Origin of the sequence: Thermoleptolyngbya sp. M55_K2018_002, assembly GCF_015295965.1 — a bacterium.
In the GTDB taxonomy this organism is placed as follows: domain Bacteria; phylum Cyanobacteriota; class Cyanobacteriia; order Elainellales; family Elainellaceae; genus Thermoleptolyngbya; species Thermoleptolyngbya sichuanensis.
Genome location: NZ_DVEA01000378.1, coordinates 1 through 6,149 on the forward strand (window position 1 = coordinate 1; position 6,149 = coordinate 6,149).

A 6,149-nucleotide genomic window follows, 5' to 3' on the forward strand; every position below is an offset into this window, starting at 1 on the left:
TTGCCGTTGGTGCCCGTAATGGCGACCCAGGGAATGCTGGAGAGCGATCGCCACGCCAGTTCCATTTCCCCGATGGTTTCGATGCCAAGGGCGCGGGCGGTTTCCAGCGCGGGCAGATCCCACCGCACGCCGGGGCTGACGACGATCCGCTGCATCTGGGCGGGGTCTGGCTCTAGGCGATGCCCCAGCAGGACGGCAATGCCCTCCGCCTGGAGGGTTTGCTGCATCGACTGGAGGGCATCGGAACAGCCGGAATCGCTGACCGTCACCTGCCAGCCCTGCCGATGCAGCAGCCGAGCGGCGGCAATGCCCGATTTCCCCAACCCAATTACGTAAGCCGACGGCATAGGCAGCGTGTCCGAGTCCTGCGCTTGTGGGTAGGCAGCATTCGGCTCTCTCGCCCGAATCTTGCGCCCGGTTGCAAGGCAGATTTGCAAAAAATGATTTTACCCTGCCTAGACCACCCGATTGTGTCGGATGCACTCGGCATACCAGCGGGCGCTGGCTTTGGGGATGCGCTGCTGGGTGTCAAAATCCACATAGGTCAGCCCAAAGCGGCGATCGTAGCCCCAGGCCCACTCAAAGTTATCCAGCAGGCTCCAGACAAAGTAGCCGCCCAGGGGATAGCCCTCGGACACGGCGCGGTGGGCGGCTTGCAGGTGTTGCCGCAGGTACAGAATGCGATCGCAGTCCAACACCTCTTCCTGCTCTGTCAGCACGTCTTCCACCGCGCAGCCGTTTTCCGTCACCCAGATGGGCAGTTGGCGATGCCCCAGCACCTCGCTGACATGGCGCACGCCCCAATAGAGGCAGTCCGGCAGCAGCCACAGCCAGGGCATGTGCAGCCGGGGATAGCTGGCGGGAAAGGGCAGCGTCTCGAACCCGTCGGCGCTATCCGCCGCCCGCACGTAGCTGCCGGAGTAGACATTCAGCCCCAGGACATCCAGCGGTTGGCAGATGGTTTGCAAATCGCCATCCTGGATATCGGGCGCGTCGGCTCCCAGCTTCTCCAGCAGCAGGGGGCTATAGGCTCCGGTGAGCGCCGGGAAAAGAATGCCGCCGTTGGCCCAGGCGGTGTGAAAGGCGGTTTGGGCGGCGGTGATGTGTTCTGGCGTTTCGGCAATTGGCACGGTGACCGCGTAGTTATCGACCAGCGCAACGGTGCAGGGAATGGGCGAGGCGGCGCGGATGGCTTGACAGGCCAGCCCGTGCCCCAGCAGCGCATGGTGTGAGGTCTGCCACACGTCTTTTGGCGTGGCGACGACGGTTCCCGGCGCGTGGGGAGGAATCTGGCCCACGCCATAGCCCAGGTGCGTGAAGCAGGCAATTTCGTTCAGGGTGATCCAGTGGGAAATGCGATCGCCCAGCCGTGCCACCACCGCCGCCACGTACTCTGCAAAGTCCTGTGCCATCTGCCGACTGCGCCAGGAGCCGTAGCGGTCTTCTAGCGCCTGGGGACTGTCCCAATGAAACAGGGTTGCGTAGGGCGTGATCCCATGCTCCTGTAAACAATCCACCAGCCGCCGATAAAAGTCCACGCCTGCTTCGTTCACTGCGCCGCGCCCATCGGGGATCACCCGGGGCCAGGCGATGCTAAAGCGATAGTGCCTGATCCCCAGGTCTGCCATCAGCGCCACGTCTTCCCGAAAGCGGTGGTAATGGTCGCAGGCGATCGCCCCCGTATCCCCATTCAGCACGCGCCCCGGCGTTGCAGCGAACCTATCCCACACGCTGGGCTTGCGGCCCTCAGCGGCGATCGCCCCTTCGATTTGATAGGCCGAGGTCGCAGCGCCCCAGCAGAAAGAGTCGGGAAAGGCGTAGGTCATGGGGGGGACGGAAAAAATGAAGAACGAAGAACGAAGAATGAAAAACGAAAAACGGAACCTCTTCGCTCTTCGCTCTTCTATCTTCGCTCTTCATTCTTCTATCTTCTCTTTTCGTTCTTCTATCTTCTCTCTTCCTTCCCATCACTCCCCCCGACCCGCCGCATTAGATAGGCCACGCCAAAATCGCCATTGGGGTGATGCTCAAGCTGCTCGGCCAGGGCGAAGACTTGCAGCGCTAGGTCTTCGCCCAGTTTGTCAATCATGGCCAGGCGCTCTCGGTGCAACATCTCGCGGGTTCGCATTCGTCCTTGCCAATCACTAGAAAACAACTGGTCGATGATGGCGCTGATGCCCATCGCGGAGAGTGCGTCCCATTCGCCGCGATCGCACCAGATGCCGCCACACTGGGGACACCGCTCGACGTAAAACGGGTTCATCGTTGCGCCCGTTTTCACCCGCGACAGAAAACCGCCGCAGTCGGGACAGAGGGCAGTCCGCACGTCCAGCGGGGCGGGTGGATGGTTGGCGGCGGCCTCCAGGTTCACGGTTTCGGGTAGAGGCTGGGGCTGACCCTGCTTCCAGTCGTGATAATCCTCTGGCGTAATCCAGCAGCCCTCGCACACGGGGCATTGCTGAGCGGGCAGGTTTCCCCGCAGCACCCCATCTACCAGTTGCACGCCCCGATCCTTCAGGCAGTCCATCACGCCTCCTCTCCCAAAACAGCATCACAATAGCGCATCAGCAGGCGCAGGCGATCGCCCATTTGCTCGGTTCGCTGCCGTGCGGTTTCGGGCTGCCGCGCCGTTTGCAAAAACATCAGGTCCATGTTCAATAGCCGCAGTTGCTTTGCCATTTCGGTGTGGAGGGAGGGAAGCTGAGGGGCAATTTGCGAAGCGATCCCTGGGGGAAGCGCCCCCTCTAGCCTGCTCGTGTCCAGCGTCAAAACCTGCTGCTGAAATTGCGTCTGTAATTGTTGGAATAACAAGCGCAAATCAGCCACCCCCGCAGGGGACTCCGCAGCGCCCGAAACCTGTGCCAGCATAGAGGAAGAGAGCGATCGCAGGGTTTCGTAAACCGGACGGAAAGACTCCCATTCTGATAAAGCCATGACAATGTAGCAACTCCTACCAGAATTCTTAAACGAATGTTAAGAATTCTGTATATAGTAGAGAAATAGCTCACTCAAACTCACCACCTTTGCTCACAACCTTAAGCCAAGTGGTGCATTTGAGCGAACTTGCGCCTCAATCTGACAGTATTTTCCTCATATCTGCAAGCTTTTAGCATCTCTCATAAATCTTTCACCTGATCTCCACCGAAACGCTTTTATTAGTCCGGTCTATCTCGTTAATAAACGTAACTAATAAGTAAGTACTGCCTCGCGAACACCTTAGCTGGTGAAGCATTTGTGCAACTTAGGGGGCTAGCTTAGGAAATCAGGACTGAACAACTTCTAACGACTTATAACAACTTCTCTAGCAATTCATCTCAAGCGCTCAGCAGAAAGTTCAACCGAGAGACGACCCGTTTACGGTTTCAATTGCCAGATCTCTTCCCAAAAGTTCCCCTCGAACAGTTTAATAGCTAAAATCCACCGCATCGCACAGGGAGTTTTCAGGCTCCTAGCCTCCAGCACTTTCCCCTAGCCAGGGCGATTGAATCGTATCCCCACTCCCTTTCTCCTGTCAGGAGTTGCCTCATGAACGCCACAACCCTCACGCTACCCACCGACGTTGAACTGCCCGACTGGCTCCGAGAATGCCTGATTTCTCATGCCTGCCCGGTCACAGGCGACTGTTCCGACAATCCCCGCTCGGATGCGTCGGTCGTCTGCGATGCGTTCAATTTTGCCTACCAGCTTCATGAGGGACAGAAGCGGGCCTCCGGCGAACCCTACATTGCTCATCCCATCGCTGTTGCGGGGCTGTTGCGCGATCTGGGAGGCAGTAGCGCTGTCATCGCTGCCGGGTTCCTACACGATGTGGTCGAAGACACAGAGGTTACAGTTGAAGAACTGGAGGAGCGCTTTGGCAGCGAAGTGAGCCGCCTGGTGGAGGGCGTAACCAAACTGTCGAAGTTTAACTTTGAGAGCAAAACCGAGCGCCAGGCCGAAAACTTTCGCCGCATGTTCATGGCGATGGCGCAGGATATTCGGGTGATCGTGGTGAAGCTGGCCGATCGCCTCCACAATATGCGAACCCTGGAGCATTTGCCCGATGCCAAACGCCGCCAGATTGCTTTGGAAACCCGCGAAATCTTTGCGCCGCTAGCGAACCGTCTGGGGATTGGGCGCTTTAAGTGGGAGTTAGAAGATCTCGCCTTCAAGTATCTGGAGCCAGAAGCCTATCGCGACATGCAGGCGCTGGTGATCGAAAAACGGGGCGATCGTGAGTCTTATTTGGAAACAACAGTAGAGGACGTGCGCCAAGAGCTAACGCGGTCGGGCATTCACTGCGTCGAACTCAAGGGTCGCCCCAAGCATCTCTACGGCATCTACCAAAAGATGCAGCGGCAGCAGAAGGAATTCCATGAAATTTTCGATATCACGGCGGTTCGCATTATCGTTAACACGATTGACGAGTGCTATCGCAGCCTGGCCGTGGTTCACAACCTGTTTCGTCCGATCCCCGGCCGCTTCAAAGACTACATCGGCCTGCCCAAGCCCAACCGCTACCAGTCGCTGCACACTGTTGTAATCGGTCATGGCGGCCGCCCCGTCGAGGTTCAAATCCGCACCGTAGAAATGCACCACATTGCGGAATACGGGATTGCTGCCCACTGGAAGTATAAGGAAACGGGCAAGTCTACGGCGACGCGCTTCAGCCCCGACGACGAAAAGCTGACTTGGCTGCGGCAACTGCTGGATTGGCAAAACGACCTCAAGGACGCGCAGGAATACTTGGAAAGCGTCCGCACCAACCTGTTTGACGATGATGTGTATGTGTTTACACCGCAGGGCGATGTGATTCCTCTAGCGCAGCGATCTACGCCGGTAGACTTTGCCTATCGGATTCATACCGAAGTGGGCAATCGCTGCGCCGGGTCGAAGATCAACGGTCGCATGGTGCCGCTGGATACGGTGCTGCGGAATGGCGACATTGTGGAAATCATTACCCAGAAAAATGCCCATCCATCGCTGGACTGGCTGAATTTTGTAGTAACGCCGGGGGCCCGCAACAAGATTCGCCAGTGGTATAAGCGGTCGAATCGGGAGGAGAACGTGCAGCGCGGGCGCGACATGCTGGAGCGGGAACTGGGCAAGAAGGGGTTTGAGGCGCTGCTGAAGTCGGAGCAAATGCAGGTGACGGCCGTGCGCTGCAACTATCAAACGCCGGAAGACCTGTTGGCGGCCGTGGGCTATGGCGAGGTAACGATTAATCATGTGCTGAATCGGCTGCGGGATGCCACCAAGGCGCTCCAGCCTGTGGCTCCGGTGGCTACGACGGCGCAAGAAGAGGCGCTGCTGCTCAATCCGCCGCCGCAGCCCCCGCGCCCCGCACCCAAAACGCATGGCTCTCCGATTCAAGGAGTGGAAGGGCTGCTGTATCATCTGGCGGGCTGCTGTACGCCGATTCCAGGGGAGCCGATTATTGGGGTGGTGACGCAGGGCAGCCGGGGTATCTCGATTCACCGTCAGGGCTGCACGAATACAGACAGCGTACCGGGCGATCGCCTGATTCCCGTCAGTTGGAACGCAGCCGAAACCACCAGCAGTCGCGCCCAGACCTATCCGGTGCAAATTCAGCTAGAAGTGATCGACCGGGTAGGCGTGCTAAAGGATATCCTCTCGCGCCTCAGCGACTACAACATCAACGTCCGCAATGCTCAGGTGAAAACCTTCCCCGGCCAGACGGCGGTGATTAACCTCGGCATCGACATCCGCGACCACAACCAGCTAGAACGCACCTTCACCCAGATCCGCAAAATGAGCGACGTGGTGCAGCTTCGCCGCGTCAACGATGCCGAGACGGGCTGATTTTCGCCTAAGGCTCCAGGAGCAGACTGGGAGGTCAGACAGGGGTACGATGCTCTAAAACCGAGCAGGTTTTGCGGATTCTGCAAGCTTAAGCAACTCACTGGGGCGCGGGCTGCGTCGGGTCGAGCGGCTGCCGCAGCGGAGCCAGCCATTCGGTATTGTGGATGACGCTCCACATAATCCAGGCGGCCAGAGCAAGCCCGCCAAAGGAAAGGACTAGTGAGAGCAATTGCGTAATCCAGTCGGGCAGGCTGTTGTCGGCTCGGACTCTGCTGCGAGAGGGGCGGGACGGCGGCTGGGCGTAGCGGCGGGCGGTCATGGAGGGCGATCGCGGCGGGGTACTCAAA

The 6,149-nt window shown here is 58.6% G+C and carries 5 protein-coding genes and 1 pseudogene; 1 reads left to right on the forward strand and 5 read right to left on the reverse strand.

Annotated elements, in window-relative coordinates; translation table 11 throughout:
* From murD to patD, 4 genes and pseudogenes are all read right to left on the reverse strand, one after another.
* A pseudogene (gene murD, locus IGS51_RS19500) lies at nucleotides 1-347 on the reverse strand (UDP-N-acetylmuramoyl-L-alanine--D-glutamate ligase); the annotation flags it as partial.
* Nucleotides 348-455: 108 nt separating this feature from the next.
* Nucleotides 456-1,826, reverse strand: a complete 1,371-nt coding sequence (locus tag IGS51_RS19505; protein ID WP_297080455.1) for a GH1 family beta-glucosidase — start codon at nucleotides 1,824-1,826, stop codon at nucleotides 456-458.
* A gap of 119 nt (nucleotides 1,827-1,945) precedes the next feature.
* Nucleotides 1,946-2,527 carry a zf-TFIIB domain-containing protein gene (locus IGS51_RS19510; protein ID WP_297080456.1) on the reverse strand — a complete coding sequence of 194 codons (582 nt, stop codon included), beginning with the start codon at nucleotides 2,525-2,527 and terminating at the stop codon, nucleotides 1,946-1,948.
* Nucleotides 2,527-2,934, reverse strand: coding sequence for a heterocyst frequency control protein PatD (patD, locus tag IGS51_RS19515; protein ID WP_297080457.1), 408 nt, complete (start codon nucleotides 2,932-2,934; stop codon nucleotides 2,527-2,529). The genes IGS51_RS19510 and patD overlap by 1 nt, the downstream gene beginning before the upstream one ends.
* A gap of 591 nt (nucleotides 2,935-3,525) precedes the next feature.
* Here patD and IGS51_RS19520 point away from each other — a divergent pair.
* Nucleotides 3,526-5,802: a bifunctional (p)ppGpp synthetase/guanosine-3',5'-bis(diphosphate) 3'-pyrophosphohydrolase gene (locus tag IGS51_RS19520; RefSeq protein WP_297080458.1), complete on the forward strand. Its 2,277-nt coding sequence runs from the start codon at nucleotides 3,526-3,528 to the stop codon at nucleotides 5,800-5,802.
* Nucleotides 5,803-5,899: 97 nt separating this feature from the next.
* Here the strand turns inward: IGS51_RS19520 and IGS51_RS19525 are convergent.
* The coding region (locus IGS51_RS19525) for a hypothetical protein (protein ID WP_297080459.1) at nucleotides 5,900-6,149 on the reverse strand (250 nt) is incomplete at its 5' end.